This window comes from Microbispora sp. H10885, assembly GCF_014161415.1.
Lineage (GTDB): Bacteria > Actinomycetota > Actinomycetes > Streptosporangiales > Streptosporangiaceae > Microbispora > Microbispora triticiradicis.
The window spans coordinates 422,528-435,931 of sequence record NZ_JABBWY010000009.1 but is presented as its reverse complement, the minus strand read 5'-3'; the positions used below and the strand labels follow the sequence as shown (position 1 = coordinate 435,931).

The 13,404-nt window shown below is 72.6% G+C and carries 12 protein-coding genes; 5 read left to right on the top strand and 7 right to left on the bottom strand.

Annotated features, from left to right (window positions below):
* The first annotated feature begins 159 nt into the window (after nucleotides 1-159).
* Both HHX37_RS25430 and HHX37_RS25425 read left to right on the top strand, forming a co-directional pair.
* Nucleotides 160-948 (top strand): ion transporter, encoded by a 789-nt coding sequence (locus HHX37_RS25430; protein ID WP_182880496.1) that lies wholly within the window; start codon nucleotides 160-162, stop codon nucleotides 946-948.
* A gap of 45 nt (nucleotides 949-993) precedes the next feature.
* The gene (locus HHX37_RS25425) at nucleotides 994-1,590 is read left to right on the top strand and encodes an HD domain-containing protein (protein WP_182887023.1); all 597 of its coding nucleotides are present in this window, start codon (nucleotides 994-996) and stop codon (nucleotides 1,588-1,590) included.
* A 29-nt stretch (nucleotides 1,591-1,619) separates the two neighbouring features.
* On the opposite strand, the gene HHX37_RS25420 is transcribed toward HHX37_RS25425, so the two are convergent.
* A complete protein-coding gene (locus tag HHX37_RS25420) occupies nucleotides 1,620-2,585 on the bottom strand; it encodes a zinc-binding dehydrogenase (RefSeq protein WP_182887067.1) in 966 nt (321 codons plus the stop codon).
* A gap of 126 nt (nucleotides 2,586-2,711) precedes the next feature.
* On the opposite strand from HHX37_RS25420, the gene HHX37_RS25415 reads away from it, so the two are divergent.
* Nucleotides 2,712-3,308 carry a helix-turn-helix domain-containing protein gene (locus HHX37_RS25415; protein WP_310740523.1) on the top strand — a complete coding sequence of 199 codons (597 nt, stop codon included), beginning with the start codon at nucleotides 2,712-2,714 and terminating at the stop codon, nucleotides 3,306-3,308.
* A gap of 50 nt (nucleotides 3,309-3,358) precedes the next feature.
* Here the strand turns inward: HHX37_RS25415 and HHX37_RS25410 are convergent, their stop codons facing one another.
* The 5 genes from HHX37_RS25410 to HHX37_RS37120 form a co-directional block, all read right to left on the bottom strand.
* Nucleotides 3,359-3,925, bottom strand: a complete 567-nt coding sequence (locus HHX37_RS25410) for an AAA family ATPase (RefSeq protein WP_182887022.1) — start codon at nucleotides 3,923-3,925, stop codon at nucleotides 3,359-3,361.
* Entirely contained in the window at nucleotides 3,922-4,194 is a 273-nt protein-coding gene (locus HHX37_RS25405; RefSeq protein WP_307801173.1) for a hypothetical protein, read from the bottom strand. Before HHX37_RS25405 ends, HHX37_RS25410 begins: the two co-directional genes overlap by 4 nt.
* 56 nt (nucleotides 4,195-4,250) lie before the next feature.
* Complete coding sequence (locus tag HHX37_RS25400; protein WP_182880492.1) at nucleotides 4,251-5,612, bottom strand: S8 family peptidase; 1,362 nt, start codon at nucleotides 5,610-5,612, stop codon at nucleotides 4,251-4,253.
* Nucleotides 5,613-5,712: 100 nt separating this feature from the next.
* Nucleotides 5,713-7,344: an LCP family protein gene (locus HHX37_RS37920; RefSeq protein ID WP_310740521.1), complete on the bottom strand. Its 1,632-nt coding sequence runs from the start codon at nucleotides 7,342-7,344 to the stop codon at nucleotides 5,713-5,715.
* 473 nt (nucleotides 7,345-7,817) lie between these two features.
* A complete protein-coding gene (locus HHX37_RS37120; RefSeq protein ID WP_310740520.1) occupies nucleotides 7,818-8,765 on the bottom strand; it encodes a neutral zinc metallopeptidase in 948 nt (315 codons plus the stop codon).
* Between the two features lie 1,240 nt (nucleotides 8,766-10,005).
* On the opposite strand from HHX37_RS37120, the gene HHX37_RS25385 reads away from it, so the two are divergent.
* Both HHX37_RS25385 and folP read left to right on the top strand, forming a co-directional pair.
* Nucleotides 10,006-10,875: a LysR family transcriptional regulator gene (locus HHX37_RS25385; RefSeq protein ID WP_111697233.1), complete on the top strand. Its 870-nt coding sequence runs from the start codon at nucleotides 10,006-10,008 to the stop codon at nucleotides 10,873-10,875.
* 120 nt (nucleotides 10,876-10,995) lie between these two features.
* The gene (gene folP / locus HHX37_RS25380; RefSeq protein ID WP_111697265.1) at nucleotides 10,996-11,877 is read left to right on the top strand and encodes a dihydropteroate synthase; all 882 of its coding nucleotides are present in this window, start codon (nucleotides 10,996-10,998) and stop codon (nucleotides 11,875-11,877) included.
* Nucleotides 11,878-11,925: 48 nt separating this feature from the next.
* Here folP and HHX37_RS25375 read toward each other — a convergent pair whose 3' ends face one another.
* Nucleotides 11,926-13,395 carry a pyridoxal phosphate-dependent decarboxylase family protein gene (locus tag HHX37_RS25375; RefSeq protein WP_182887019.1) on the bottom strand — a complete coding sequence of 490 codons (1,470 nt, stop codon included), beginning with the start codon at nucleotides 13,393-13,395 and terminating at the stop codon, nucleotides 11,926-11,928.
* Nucleotides 13,396-13,404 lie beyond the last annotated feature (9 nt).

Sequence of the window (13,404 nt, the reverse complement as noted above, 5' to 3'; positions counted from 1 at the left end):
GTGACCTTCATCGTGGCCGTCGAGCCCTTCCGTACGCCGCGCACCGGCACCGGGACGTGACCACGAAAGCGTCCCGGCCCGGGCGTGCCGCGCGGAGACGGAGATGTCGGCCGGTGGCACTAGGCTCTGTGGCGATCTTCCCTCCCCCAGGAGTCCTTCGTGCGTGAACGTGTCCGCCGGGTGATCGAGTCGCCGCGGTTCCAGCAGGCGATCACCGTGGTGATCCTGATCAACGCGGCCACGCTGGGCGTCGAGACCTCTGCCGAGGCGGTCGCCCGCTACGGCACGGCCCTGCACGTCGCCGACCACGCCGCGCTCTACGTCTTCGTCGCGGAGATCCTCGCCAAGGCCTACGTCTACCGGTGGCGCTTCCTCCGCGACCCCTGGAACGTCTTCGACACGCTGATCATCGGCGTCTCGTTCCTTCCCACCGCGGGCGGGCTGTCGGTGCTCCGGGCCCTGCGCGTGCTGCGGGCGCTGCGGCTGATCTCGGTGGTGCCGTCGCTGCGGCGGGTGGTCTCCGCGCTGCTCACCGCCATCCCCGGGATGACCTCGATCGTGGTCCTGCTCGGCCTCGTGCTGTACGTCGCCGCGGTCATGGGCACCAAGCTGTACGGCGCCTCCGCACCCGAATACTTCGGCGATCTGCCGACCTCGCTGTTCACCCTGTTCCAGGTCATGACCGGGGACGGCTGGTCGGACATCAACCGCGAGGTCATGGACACTCACCCCTCGGCCTGGGTCTACTTCGTGGTGTTCGTGCTGGTCTGCACCTTCGTCGTGCTCAACCTCTTCATCGCGGTCGTGGTCAGCGCGATGGAGGAGGAGAGCCAGGAGGAACGTAGGGCCGAGCGCCGGGAGGACGTCGAGGTGCTGGCCGAGATGGCCGCCCTGCGCGCGGAGATCCAGGGCCTGCGTCAGGCCATCACCGACCGCGTCCCCTCCTGAGGAGGGGTTTCAGGGCTCATGATCGTCGGTTGCTAGACTCCGCGCATGCGGCTTCCGACGGACGCTGAGATCCGTGCGCTGCACGAGAGACACGCGCCCTCGGAGGAGGCGTTCGACCTCGTCCACACGCACTGCGAGATCGTCTGCGCGATCGCCCTGCGACTGGCCGGCCGCGCCGGGCTCGACGTCGACGCCGAGCTGGTGCGGGCCGGAAGCCTCCTGCACGACATCGGCGTCTACCGGCTCTACGACGGGGACGGACGGCTCGACCACGCGGGTTACGTGCGCCACGGGATCCTCGGTCACGAACTGCTCCGCGCGGAGGGCCTGCCCGAGAGCCTGTGCCGGTTCTGCTCCCATCACACCGGTGTGGGGATCAGCCGGGAGGACGTGCTGCGACAGGGGCTGCCGCTGCCGCCCCGCGACTACCTCGCGGAGTCGGCCGAGGAAGAGCTCGTGATGTTCGCGGACAAGTTCCACAGCAAGACCGTCCCGCCGAGATTCGTCACCGCCGACGCCTACGCGGCCCATGTCCGCCGGTACGGCGAGGACAAGGCCGAGGTGTTCGCGTCGATGCGCGCGGTCTTCGGCGTCCCCGACCTGGGGCCCCTCGCCGTCGCGTACGGCCACGAGATCGTGTGACCTGCGACGCGAGGACTTCACGGTGAGGACTACGGGGTGAGGACGATCCTGCCGAACACCTCGCCGGCGTCCATCTTGTAGTGCGCCGAAACGGCCTGTTCGAGCGGCAGCACCTCGTGCACCACCGTGCGCAGCTCGCCGCGGCTCGCGGCGGCGAACTGCCCGGTCCGCACGGCCCGCCGCTCGGGTGCGGCCACGGTGTCGGCGCTGAAGGTGGCGAAGGACGTCGACTTCCGGAACGCCGCCATCATCGTCGTGCCGAAGTCCGCGGGCGGCTGCCCTCCGACGGCGCCGACGACGACCATGCGGCCGTTCGGGTTGAGCATGGCGAGGAAGGAGGGCAGGTCCGGGCCGGCCACGACGTCGACGACGACGTCGTAGCCGGCGGGAGCAGCGTGTCTGCCGCCGTCGCCGGAGCGGTCCAGCACGTGGGTCGCGCCGAGCGCGCGCAGGCGCTCGCCGCGCTGGAGCGACGAGGTCGTGACCGCCACCGCGCCGGCGCCGCCGCGCGCCGCGAGCTGGACCGTCGCGATCCCGATGCTGCCGGCCGCGCCGCGCACCAGCACCGACTCGCCGGGCGCGAAGCGGGCATGGGAGAGGCCGAAGTGGGCCACCACTCCGGAGCTGCCGAGCGTCACCGCGTCGACGGCGGACAGGCCGGCGGGGAGGGGGACGATCTCCTCGACCGAGGCGATCGCCTGTTCGGCGTAGCCGCCGCCCAGCCCGGTGAACGCCCACACCCGCCGGCCGATCCACGAGGCGTCGACGTCGTCGCCCACGGCGATCACGGCGCCCGCCACCTCACTGCCGGGGATGTGGCCCTTCTCGAAGCCGTAGGCGGCCAGGGCGCCACTCCGGATCAGGGCGTCGACGCCGCCGACGCCGATCGCCTCCGTGGCGATCAGCACCTGCCCGGCGGCGGGAGCCGGGGCCGTCTGGTCGATGAGCGCCAGGCCTTCTGGACTTCCGAACTCCCGGATCGCGACTGCCAACACTGTCGTCTCCACCTTCTGGGATGGGCCGGTACCGGCCGGATGCTGGGAATGCTCCACGACGCGCGGCGGCGTCCGTGCTCTCGGACCGTAACGGACGCCACCGTCCACTTGACTAAAGTGAGAGCGGTGACCGACCCTCCGCCTCACATCCTGCGTTCCGACGCCCTGGACAACCGTGAGCGCATCCTCGGCGCGGCTCGCGCGCTGTTCGCCGCCGAAGGCCTGGACGTCCCGATGCGGGCAATCGCCCGGCGCGCCGGAGTCGGCCCCGCCACCCTGTATCGCCGTTTCCCGACGAAGCAGACGCTGGTCACCGAGGCATTCGAGGACGAGATGCGCGCCTGCCACGCCATCGTCGACGAGGGGAGCGCCGACCCGGACGCGTGGCGCGGCTTCCGCCTCGTCGTCGAGAAGATCTGTGACCTGCACGCACGCAACCGAGGCTTCACGGACGCCTTCATGGCGGCCTATCCCGGTCAGGTGGATCTCGCGGCGGGCCGTGAACGCACGCTGAACGCGATCGCCGGACTCGCCCGCCGCGCCAAGGAGACCGGTCACCTGCGCGCCGACTTCGTCCTGGACGACCTGATCCTCATGCTCTCCGCCCACCGGGGCATCCACGCGACGTCGGCGGCCGTCCGGATCGCGGCGTCCAGGCGCTTCGCCGCGCTCGTGATCCAGGCGTTCCAAGCCGTCCCCGGAACGATCACCGCTGACACGTGACGCACCGCCGGCACCCGGGAGCGTCGCTCGGGAACGGGTGAGGACGCCGCTTACCTGCTCACCAGGAGCCGGTCGATCTGGGCCTCCAGCGGGGGCGCGCCGAGGCGGTTGTCGATCTCGTCGTACGGCACGGCGGGCGGTTCGTCGACCCGGATGGCACGCAGGTAGTCGGCGAACCTCTCCAGCTTCTGCCCGTCCCTGGCGAGGCCCCGGCGCACCAGCCGCTCGCGCAGCGTGGGGCCGTCGGAGCGGATCCAGAGAAGGCGCACCTCCGGGCCGCCCAGGGCCCCCACCCACGCGTGCCAGCGCGCCGCGTCGTGCACCTGGGAGGTGAACGGACCGCCCAGCATGACCGGGCAGCCGTGGGACCGGATCTCCCGGGCGGTCGCCGTCATGCCGTCGTACTCGAACCGCTTGACGTGCTCGTCGTACCACGGTCCTTCGCGCTCGCCCGGCGGCCTGCCGTACGCGGCGAGGGTCGCCCCGACGAAGCCGCCGTACATCGTGTCCTTGTCGAGCAGGGCGGGGACCGGGTCGAGGCGGGCCAGCAGCAGATCGCAGACCGTCGACTTGCCCGCCCCCGGCGGCCCCGACACGATCCAGACGGTGCCGGTCATCGCGGCGGGCCGTACGGCTCGATCGGCGGATCGGAGTACGGCCCGCCGTCCGCACGCGGACGGTCCCCGCCGCGCGGTCCGGCGCCGGTGTCGCCCACGCGCCGTCCCGCGCTCTCCGTCACCCGCAGGACGTACAGGTTCCTGCGGGGGTCGACCGGCACCAGCCCGTACGCGGTGTCGACCTCGTCCTCGGCGAGGTCGAGATGCCGCATGGCCGACTCCAGGGTCGCGGGTGCGGGCAGTCGCACGGTGATCAGCACATCGGCCACGGGTCCGCCTTCCCCTGTCGTGTACGACGCCGCCCGGCCGGGCCACGCGGCGGCTCTCAGGCGGCCTTGGCCGCCCGGCGGCGCAGCGCGGCGATGACGCCGGCGGCGTCGACCACGCCGTACCCGTAGTCGTGGTCATACCCTACGGCACTGCGGTCGTCGGCCGTCCGCCGCAGCAGGGTCCTGAGCTGGGCCGGTGAGAGCGTGGACGACGGCCACCGGGTGCGGACGGCGGCGACCAGCCCCGCCGCGACAGGGCAGGCCGCCGAGGTACCGGAGTCGGGCTCGGTGTCGCCGAGCGCGCGGGAACCGGTGAAGTGGGTGTAGGCGCACAGATCCGGCTTGCGCGCGGCCAGCCGCCCGGGGCCCTGGGAGGAGTAGCCGACGCGCGTCCCGCCCGTGTCGATCCCGCCGATGGACAGGGCGCGCGGGTGGGAGTTGGCCCCGACGATGGGCCGGTCCGGGTAGGCGCACCTGCTGTCGCGGCACTGGGTGCCGCAGTTGCCCGCGGCGAACAGGATGTCCGCCCCCGCCTCGGCCAGGCTGCCCACGATCAGGTTGAACGGATGGGCGGGGTTGTCGGAGTAGTTGCCGGGATGGCCGGGCGGGAAGTCCCAGCGCGGCGAGAACGACCCCCAGCTGTTGGTCACGACGAGCGCCCGGGACTCGGCCGGCTGGGCGTCGAGGACCTCGCGCAGGTGCGCGTACGCGGCGATCGCGTCGGACAGCAGGCCGTCGAGCGTCGAACCGCCCTGCCGCCGCGACAGCAGCACGGGCACGTCGACGAGAGACGCCTTCGGCGCGGCGATGAGCGCGTCGAAGGCGCACATCGAACCGTGGTCGACCGCGAAGTCCCCCGGCGTTCCGGAGACGCTCTTGGGGTTCCAGCTGCGTTCGTGATCGACGGTGACCTCCCGGCCGCGCGCCGCGGAGACGTACGCCGCGTTGATGCCCGTGTCGATGACCGCGAGGGGGACGCCGGAGCCGTCCAGGCCCTCGGCCGCGAGATCGGGCAGGCACAGCAGCCGCTCGACGTCATGCCAGTCGCCCACGGGAGGGTCGCCGGCGCAGGTGAGCGTGGTCTCGATGGCCGGGTCGGCGTACACCGCGACCACGTCGCGGCGGGTCGCGGGCAGCAGTGCGATCCTGCTGGTCAGCTCGTCGTCGGCGATCTCCCCGCGGACCACGACGGAGGCGTCCTGCGGCGCCATGGAGAAGATCAGCGGCTGGTTGAGCGACAGCGGGTCCCCGCCGGGGACCGCGGGCATCGGATGGGGCACGGCCACCGGGGCGTACGAGTGGTCGATGACGATCCCGGGCAGATCGTCGGCCACGTCGGAGGCCGAGGACGGGACCGACGGGTCGGCGACGGCGGCGACCACATCGGGGGACGGACGCAACTGGATGAGTACGCGCACGACGGTTCCACTTCGTGACGGGGTGGATACGTTACGTGACAACCCTGCTGTATACCGTCGGCGCCGTCCACGGCTTCGCGGGAAATCCTCAGCGGCGCGGTCAGAAGCCGCACAGCTCCGCGAGGGTCTTGGCGGCCTTGTCGTTCGGGGTGGGGGTCTTCCTGCCGCCCGCGTCGGCCACGATCGGCGTACGGGACGGCGACGGGGTGGACGAGACGGCGGACGAGGGGGACGCGCCGGGCGAACCGGAGGCGGACGCGGAGGCCGTGCCGGAGGTGCCGGCGGTGACCATGGGGGAGGCCGTCGCCGCGATGGGAACCTGGTCGGCCATGGACTCGCGGATCGCCTTCTTCGTGAGCTCCCTGATCTTGTCCCAGTCCGGGTTGCCGGTGTGAATGAGCGGCGGCACGAACTGGAGGCTGGTGATCTTGGCGCTGCGCACCTTCATGCCGAGCGGCACGAGGTGCTCCAGCAGGTCGCGGGGGATGTCGGTGCGGAACATGTGGCGGGCCGCGGCGGCGATCCTGGTGAAGTTCGCGAGGACCTTGGACGGGGTCGCCTGCTGGGCGAGCGCGCCGATGACGCACCGCTGGCGGGACATCCGGGCGAAGTCGTCGCTGTCGACCCGGGAACGGCCGTACCAGAGCACCTCCTCGCCGCTCAGCCTCCGGTAGCCGGCCCTGATGGTCCCGGCCGTGCCGAAGTGGCCGCCCCACTTGATGTCCCGCTCGACCCGGATGTCGAGGCCGCCCAGGGCGTCGATCATGGCCGCGAAGCCGAACATGTCGACCATCGCGTAGTAGTCGATGTGCAGGCCGAGCGTGTAGCCGATGGCGTCCTTCAGCGCCTGCGCGCCCCGGTTCTTGCCCCCCATGACCTGCGGGTTGTTGTCGGCGTAGTACCAGACCGAGTTGAGCAGGCCCTCTCCTTCGATGTTGAAGCCGTCGGGGAACACCTTGTGCAGGGGACTGCTCGCGGGGAAGCGGACGTACTGCAGGTTGCGCGGCAGGCTGAACAGGACGGTGTTGCCGGTCGCGACGTTCACGCTCGCCACGGTCATCGAGTCGGTGCGCACCCCGACCCGGTTGCCCGCGGCGTCCCCGCCGACCAGCAGGAAGTTGACGCGCTTGCGGCCGTCCCAGGGGTCCTCGGCCCGGATGGGGGAGGGGGTCGTGCCCTCGACCGGGGCCATCACCGCGTCGAGGGTCTGGCTCGCGGTCCTGATGTAGCCCGCGGTGACCGCGAACGGCGCCATCACCGACACGCACAGCACGCCGGCGACGATCCCCGCCACCACCTGCCCGGTCTGCGACAGCCGCTGCGGGCGGAGCGCCACGAAGGACAGGACCACCAGCGCGAACCAGGCGAGCGCGCAGACGGCCGCGCCCACCATGATGGCGGTGAGCGTGCTGGGGCGCACCACCGCGCCCGCGTTCCCCACCAGCCGCCAGGCCACGACCGCCAGGGCGGCCAGGGCGGCGCCGAACGTCACGAGCAGGGCGATCCCGGTCCGGCGCTTGCCCGCCCGCAGGTGGGCCGCGCCGGGTACGAGGGCCGAGAGCGCGGTCCAGCCGATGAGGGAGGCGGGGGTCAGCGGCGGCCCGAAGCGCGGCGCTCCGCCGCGCGGCCTCGGGGCCGGGTGGGAACCTCCGGGGGCTCCGTAGGCTCTGGGAGCTCTGGGCTCTGCCGGGGCCTGTGGGCTTCCGGACGACTCGTCCCGGGTCCCTGGCACCGTGTCGTCCCGGGACTCCGCCCGAGCCGCCTGGGAGCCTGACGGAGGGCCCGGCGGGGAGCCTGGGAAGGCCTCGTTCCGGAGTCTTCTCGGGATGGTCGCGTCGTGAAGATCCTCGTGCGCTGCCCCGGGGGAGCCGTGAGGGGCTTCGCCGGGTGCCGGCGAGGGGCCGGGGGTGGCAGAGGAGCCGGAGGCCTCGGCACGCGCTCGCGAGGGGCCGGGGGAGTCCTCGCGCCGTCGCGACGAGCCGGTGGCCTCGTCGCGTGAAGGCGGCGGGCCGGGGGTTTTGCCGCGCTCCCCGTTCCCGCCACGCTGACCTTCGCGCCGACGCTTCCGGGAACCCCCGGCCGCGTCAGCGGGACCCCCGCCGCGCATGGCTCACCGCTCTTTCCTCCGTGGCTTGGCTAGGGATTCTAACCACCATATCCGGACAAGGTAGACGTAAACCTGGAGATAGGAGTCGGGGTCGACCGTCAGGAGACGGACGCGGAGCCGACTACCCAGGTGTTGCACTGGTAGGCCATCGGCCGGGTGTAGCCCTGGCGGAACCAGGCGGCGTTGCTGCGCGTGTTCCCGTGGTCGCGCGGCCCTCCCGGCGGGTCGCCCAGATGGCTGTAGGCCCACAGGAGCGTGTTGCGCCGGGTGCCGTCGATGGGATAGGTCGCGGCGACCGAGCGCATGAACATGCCGCCGAAACAGGTCGCCTGCAGTTCGTGCCGCCGGCTGAGGGCCATCCTGCCGCTGCGGGAGCTCGAGTTGACCGTCTGCTGCCACCAGGAGTCGGAGATGCCCGACACGTTCTGGAGGTGATGTCCGTACTCGTGGGCCATCATGCTGATGATGATCCCGTTCCAGGAGCCGAGCGGGCCGTACTCCCGGGCCATCGCCGAGGTGGACGCGTAGATCGTGCTGTTGCTCGGGCAGTAGTAGGGCACGTTGCTGCCCGGAGAGGGGTAGTCGCCGCAGGCGCCCCTGCCCTTCCGGGCCGCGATCATGTAATGCGGGGGAGTCCAGGGGATGCCCGCCCGGGTGAGCGCCGGCGCCCAGGCGTTGCCCATGCACCTTCCCGTCTTCAGGATCAGGGCCTTGAACTGGGCGTGGTTGTAGATGCTGGCGTTGCCGGCCGGGCAGTTCGTCCTGGCCGGCGAACCGGCGCGGTAGAGACTGTTGCTCTTGGCCGTACGGTTCAGCGTGGGCGTCGTCGGACGCCTCGTGGCCTGGGACGTCGGCCTGGCGGACGGCCTGGCCGGCGCCGCGGTGTCGTCCTCCCGGGGCCCCCGCGAAGGGAGCGGGGGAAGGCTGTAGGTGGGCAGCGCGATCGGGGAGACCGGGTCCTCGGCGCGGGAGACGCGCGCCATCGCGCTCGCGACCACGACCAGCACGAACACGAGCGCGAGCATGCCCATCAGCGCGACGATCACCGCTCCCCCGGACGACCGGCGACGGGGCGGCCGCCACGCGGGCGGCGGGTAGGGGGCGGCGGGCCCGCGCGGAGGCGGCGGAGGTTGCGGCGCCCATTGCGGTCCCGGCGGAGGCGGGGGTGCCTGCTGAGGCGGAGCCGCCGGGAACGGCGCGTGCTGCGGCGCCCCCTGAAAGGGTGCTCCTTGGGGTGATGCCGCCTGGAAGGGCGCTCCTTGGGGCGGCGGCGCCCCCTGGAAGGGTGCTTGTTGCGGCGGCGCCCCGTGGAACGGTTGTCCCTGCGGCGGTGCGGCCGGGAACGCCGCTGCCTGCGGTGCTCCCTGGAACGGCGCGCCCTCAGGTGCTGGGTAGGGCGCGCCCTGAGGCGCCGGGTAGTAGGGCTGTCCCTGGGACTGCGCTCCATGGGGCTGCGTTCCCTGGGGCAGGCCCTCTAAATGGTGGCCCGCGCTCTGCGGCGGTGACGGCGGCGGTGCTGCCGGGGATTGCGGGTACGACGGCATGGGGGGCGGGTTCCCATAGGGCTGCCGACCCTGACCGTAAGCGTGCGCGGCCGGGTCCTGCCGATCCTGGCCGTAAGGGTGCGCGGCCGGGTCCTGTGGGTTCCGCCCGGGGGCGTACGCGGCCGGGTTCCGCGGAGGCGCCGGGAAAGAACCGTTCTGAGGAAACCCGCCGGAGGCCGGGGGCTGCGGAACGGGTGGATAGGGGGCGCCCTGGGGCGGGCCGCCGTATGGGGCGGCCTGCGGGTGGCCGCCGTACGGGCCGGGCGGAGGATGGGCACCCGGCGGATAGGCGACGCCCTGATGCCGTCCGCCTTCCGGATAGGGAATGCCGTTGCCCTGTCCGCCTTCCGGATGCCGTCCGCTTTCCGGAAAGGGAATGCCGTAGGGCTGCGGGCCGTCCCAATCGCCCGTTCCGGTTGGCCCGGTCCAACCCCCGTTCGGGTAAGCCGCGCCGATTTGTGCCCCGGATTCCGGTCCGGGGGTCCAACCGGCCGATTCCTCCGGTTGCGACCCTGATGGCGGGCCCGAAGGCGGCCCTGAATAGGGAGAAGACCCCCCGGGCGGCTGCTGGGGAGGGTACTGCTGCGCCACGACTTTGCCCCCTTCGTGGATTTGGGGCAGAAGGATACTCGTTTCTCATCCATCACGGATGTAGCAGATACCGGGCACAATCCGTAATCGGCCGACGTGATCTCTGCGATGTTCCGGAATCGCCGGGCTCGTCTGCCCTAGCGTTTTTGGCATGAATCTGCAGCAGCTCCGTTACGTGGTCGCCACTGCGGAGCACCGCACCATGACCGATGCCGCCCGATCGCTCTATATCGCGCAGCCCGCTCTGTCGCGCGCGATTCGCGACCTGGAACGTGAACTCGGAATGACGCTTTTCGCGCGTTCCGGCCGTGGGGTCGTCGTGACGGCCCAGGGCCGCCGGGTCGTGAAGCTGGCTCGCGAGGCCCTCGACGCGGTGGCCGAGATCGAGGCGTTCGCGACCCAGGGCCACTCCTCCGGGGCCGAGTTACGGATCGCGTCCACTCCGAGCCTGGAGCCCGGCCTCGCCGGGCGCCTATTGCCCGCGTACGCCGCCGAGCACCCCGGGATACGAGTGCAGATCGTGCGGTGCGAGGGCCGGGAGGCGGTGGTCAGCGCGGTCCGCGAACAGCGTGCCGACCTCGGCCTGACCGACCTTCCGGTGCCCACCGACCTGGTGAGCCATCCCCTGGAACGCCAGGAGATCGTGCTGATCTCCCCGCCCGGCCTCGACCTGCCCGATCCCCTCCCCGTGACGCGGCTGAACGGCATGCGGCTGGTGCTGCCCGCTCCCGGCAGCCCGCGCCGCAGGGAGTTCGACCAGATCTTCGCCACACACGGGGTGCGCCCGATCCCGGCCGTCGAGTCCGACGAACGCCGCGGCTGGCTCCGCGCCGTACGGGAGGGCCGGGCCTCGCTGCTGTGGTACCGGGGCATGGCCGAGCAGGCGGTCAGGGCCGGGCTGGTGGTCCGCTCACTCGACCCGTCGCTGCGTAAGATCATCGCCGTGGTGCACGCGCGGCGGCGGCTGCCCGCGATGGCGCAGGACTTCCTCGCCCTGGCCGAGGGCGGCTCGGCGGCGTGACCGCGCCTCTTCCTTTGTTTGGATCGTTCCACTCTTTCCGAACAGAGGGCGCGTGGACCGCGCCTCCGCCGCCCGGCGCCGGAGCGGAACCCGGGGAGCCGGTTTAGTAGGGTGACGGCGATGCCGAACTCGCCGAAACCCGCCGCGGTGCCCGGCCCGCCATCCGTACTGCGCCTGCGCGGCCGTGCCTTCGGTCCCGGCGACTTCGCGGTGATGGCCGTGGTCAACAGGACTCCCGACTCGTTCTACGACAGGGGGTCGACCTACGCCTTCTCCGCCGCCGTGGACGCCGCCTCCCGCCTCATCGCGGACGGGGCGGACATCGTGGACATCGGCGGCGTCAAGGCGGGTCCCGGCACGGACGTCGACCCGGCCGAGGAGATCCGCCGGGTGGCCGACGTCGTCGCGGCGGTACGCGAGCGGCACCCCGAAGTGATCATCAGCGTCGACACCTGGCGGTCGGAGGTCGCCAAGGTCGTCGCGGAGGCGGGGGCCGACCTGCTCAACGACACCTGGGGCGGCGTGGACCCCGGCCTCGCGGAGGTCGCGGCGGCGTACGGCGTCGGCCTGGTGTGCGCGCACGCCGGGCGGGTGGAGCCGCGCACCCGGCCGCACCGCATCGCGTACGGCGACGTGGTGGCCGACGTGATCGCATACACGACGGCTCTCGCGGAGCGGGCGGTCGCGGCGGGGGTCCGCCGCGACGCGATCCTCATCGACCCCGCCCACGACTTCGGCAAGAACACCTGGCACTCGCTGGAGGTCAGCAGGAGGCTCGGCGAGATGACCGCCACGGGCTGGCCGGTGCTCGTCGCCGTCTCCAACAAGGACTTCGTGGGCGAGGCGCTGGGCGGGCTCCCGGTCGAAGAACGGCACGCCGGCACCCTGGCCACGCTCGCGGTCTCCGCGCTGCAGGGCGCGCGGGTCTTCCGGGTCCACGACGCCGCGAGCGCGCGTACGGCTCTCGCCGTGGTCCGCCGCCTCGCCGCCGCCCGCTCCTGAGCCGCCCGTTCCGCGTCGCTTAGCCCTGAAGGGGCCCGGCGACTCCGGTCACGCGGGCGGGGAGTAGGTCACGGACAGGAAGCGGAGGAGGATCGCCTCACGGGTCGCCGCCGGCAAGGCGTCGAGAATCGCGTTCACCACCGCCATCTCGGGCGCCATCTCGGGCGCCGTCCCGGGCTGCGCCGCCGGGCCGTTCCCGGCCGGCAGGCCGAGGGCGATCCCCGCCGACGCGGCCAGCTCGGCGAACGTGGCGTCGTCCAGCGCGTCGAGATCGAGGGACGCGATGAGCTCGGGCAGGCCCTCGGGCACCTCGGCGGGCCCGCGCCGCCGGGCCGCCTCGGCCGCCTCCTCGATCACTTCCAGCATCGCGTCCACCCCCGCCAGCGTCACGCCGGTGACCGTGATGTGGATGTTGGCCGGGATCCCGGCGTACGACAGCTGCGGCTGGAGGAACCAGCCCCGCCTGCGCGCCTCGTCGGCGAGCACGAACACGTCCACCTCCGGCGACCCGGCGATCGCGACCAGCGCGGCCTCCGGCTCGCCCAGCACCCGCAGGCCGGGGATCTTCCGCACGCCCTCGGCCAGCCGCCTCGTCGCCTCCAGCGTCCGGCGGCCCAGCTCCCGGTAGCCCTCCCGGCCGAGGGCCTCCAGGGTGGCCCAGGCCCCGCCGAGCGGCCCCGCGGAGCGCGAGCTCTGCACGGTCGCGTTGACGATCGTGTATCCGGGCCAGGCCGCCGAGGCGAAGTAGGCCCGGCGGCGTAGCTCCGCGTCGCGGAAGAGCAGCACCGACGCCCCCTTCGGCGCGTACCCGAACTTGTGCAGGTCGCAGGAGATCGAGGTGACGCCGGGCACGGCCAGGTCGAACGGCGGGATCGCGGCCCCCGCCTCGCGCAGCCACGGCAGCAGCCACCCGCCCACGCAGGCGTCCACGTGGCACAGCACGCCGCGCGAGGCGGCCAGCGCGGCGATCTCGCCGACGGGATCGACCACGCCCTGGGGGTAGGACGGCGCCGAGACCACGGCCAGCGCCGTGCGCTCGTCCAGCGCGTCCCCGAACGCCGGGACGGAGGCGCGGTAGGTGACCGGATCCACCGGCACCGGCACGATCTCCATGCCAAGGTAGTGCGCGGCCTTGTGGAACGCGGGGTGGGCGGTCACGGGCAGCACGACCCGGGTGGCGCCGGGGCGGGCGTCCCGGGCCGCCTTCACCGCCAGCATGATCGACTCGGTGCCGCCGCTGGTGAAGATCCCGGGCGCGCCGGGCCGTCCGAGCGTCTCGGCGACCGCCCCCACCACCTGCCGCTCCAGCGCGACCATGCTGGGGAAGGCCGTCGGGTCGAGCATGTTGACCTCGAGCATCTCCGCGTACGCCCGGTGCGCCGCCTCGTGCACCTCCGGCAGGCCGGTGTCGTAGACGTAGGCCGTCACCTTGCCGCCGCGGACCGGCAGGTCGGCGGCCCTGAGCGAGCTGAGTTCGGCGAGCAGTTCGGCGGCGGGCCTGCCGTGGTCGGGAAGCATCGGTCTCCT

Excerpts from the sequence above, each read along its gene's own strand:
- HHX37_RS25385 (WP_111697233.1), top strand. The coding sequence starts at position 10,006 with ATGAATCTGCAGCAGCTCCGTTACGTGGTCGCCACTGCGGAGCACCGC.
- folP (WP_111697265.1), top strand. The coding sequence starts at position 10,996 with ATGCCGAACTCGCCGAAACCCGCCGCGGTGCCCGGCCCGCCATCCGTA.
- HHX37_RS25410 (WP_182887022.1), bottom strand. The coding sequence starts at position 3,925 with ATGACCGGCACCGTCTGGATCGTGTCGGGGCCGCCGGGGGCGGGCAAG.
- HHX37_RS25375 (WP_182887019.1), bottom strand. The coding sequence starts at position 13,395 with ATGCTTCCCGACCACGGCAGGCCCGCCGCCGAACTGCTCGCCGAACTC.
- HHX37_RS25425 (WP_182887023.1), top strand. The coding sequence starts at position 994 with ATGCGGCTTCCGACGGACGCTGAGATCCGTGCGCTGCACGAGAGACAC.